Origin of the sequence: Pseudovibrio sp. POLY-S9, assembly GCF_001431305.1 — a bacterium.
Taxonomy (GTDB): Bacteria; Pseudomonadota; Alphaproteobacteria; order Rhizobiales; family Stappiaceae; genus Pseudovibrio.
In genome coordinates this window covers 41,540-42,736 of the sequence record NZ_LCWX01000200.1, presented here as the reverse complement: position 1 = coordinate 42,736, position 1,197 = coordinate 41,540, and the positions used below count along the sequence as shown (strand labels likewise).

The 1,197-nt window shown below is 51.8% G+C and carries 3 protein-coding genes; all 3 read right to left on the bottom strand.

Annotation, left to right across the window (positions count from 1 at the left end):
- Positions 1-191 (bottom strand): NAD(P)-binding domain-containing protein (locus tag PPL9_RS19735; RefSeq protein ID WP_244273428.1); only part of this gene is annotated, 191 nt, incomplete at its 3' end.
- Positions 192-306: 115 nt separating this feature from the next.
- The gene (locus PPL9_RS19730) at positions 307-717 is read right to left on the bottom strand and encodes a DUF6163 family protein (RefSeq protein ID WP_057464290.1); all 411 of its coding nucleotides are present in this window, start codon (positions 715-717) and stop codon (positions 307-309) included.
- A gap of 57 nt (positions 718-774) precedes the next feature.
- Positions 775-1,197: enoyl-CoA hydratase/isomerase family protein (locus PPL9_RS33515; RefSeq protein ID WP_208989501.1), on the bottom strand; the 423-nt coding region annotated here is incomplete at its 5' end.

Below are 1,197 nucleotides of genomic sequence, written 5' to 3'. Positions count from 1 at the left end.
TGCCCGCCCACAGCCTGAAACGCAGTACGCGCCTCTTCAGAAAGATCTACACCGACGACTTCATGTCCGGCTTTGACAAGATTTGCAGCCATAGGGCCGCCCATATTGCCAAGACCAATAAAAGCAACGCGAAGAACAGTTTCTCCCATTGCATCCTCCCGAAAATCGCCGTCCGTCAGGATTTTGAACATTCAGAACTTGCCCCAAGCTGATCACTTAGGGTTCGCTCAGATCAATTTGACGTGAACGGCAGTTTGCAAAACAGTAAATTTCAATGAGTTACAGACCAAACTGAACTTTGGTCGATCAGGCCCGCTCCTCTCGCTCTGCAAGGTAAAGCAGAACGAGATAAAGGGCGATTGCACTGATGTAGAATACGACCTCAGTCGGACTACGACCAAAGACCATAGGAAACACGGAATACATCACCACCTGCGCCAGTGAGCGGAACAACCACATCACCGTTCCCCAGCTGGAAAGCAGCCACAGACCAATGGCAGTCACCAGATCGAGAATAGCGAAAAAGATAATGGTAGACTGCACTTGTACGCCGACGCTCTCAAACGGAGCACCGTCAATCAGGCGCACACCAAGTATTGCGCCCCAATAGCTTAGGCCTGCAAACAGCATGAAGACGGCAAGCAGCCTGACATACGCATGCAGCAAAAACTGAAAGGAGGGAACCCTCTTCATCAGCTCTACAAAAACGCCAGGCATACCTAAAGCTCCACCTTACAAATCTGCCTCAATCACGGCAGTAAGCCCCTTGCCCCGTTAAAATACGAGGTCACCCCCCTTCGGTGACATAAAATGGGCCTCAACATCAACTGTTTTTATTTCATCGAGGCTTGAATGCTGCCATTTAGGGGCGTGATCCTTATCGATAATCACAGCTCGTACACCCTCATAGAAATCCTTGCCCAGCAGAATCTGCGAAACAATCCGATGCTCCATGACCATACACTCGGCCATGGAAAGCCCCGCACCGCGCCGCACCTGCTGAAAAGCAACTTCCATGCTGAGCGGAGACCGCTTGCCAATCGTTTCCAGAGCAGCAACTGCAAAGTCATCATGCTCCGAGCCCTGCAACTTGCGCAGACGGTCCACAACTTCCAGCGTGCTCTCAGCGCCAAAGCACTCATCCACCACATCCGCTTTGGCATGTAGCGGCGCAGGCCCCGGATCAAACGCATAACG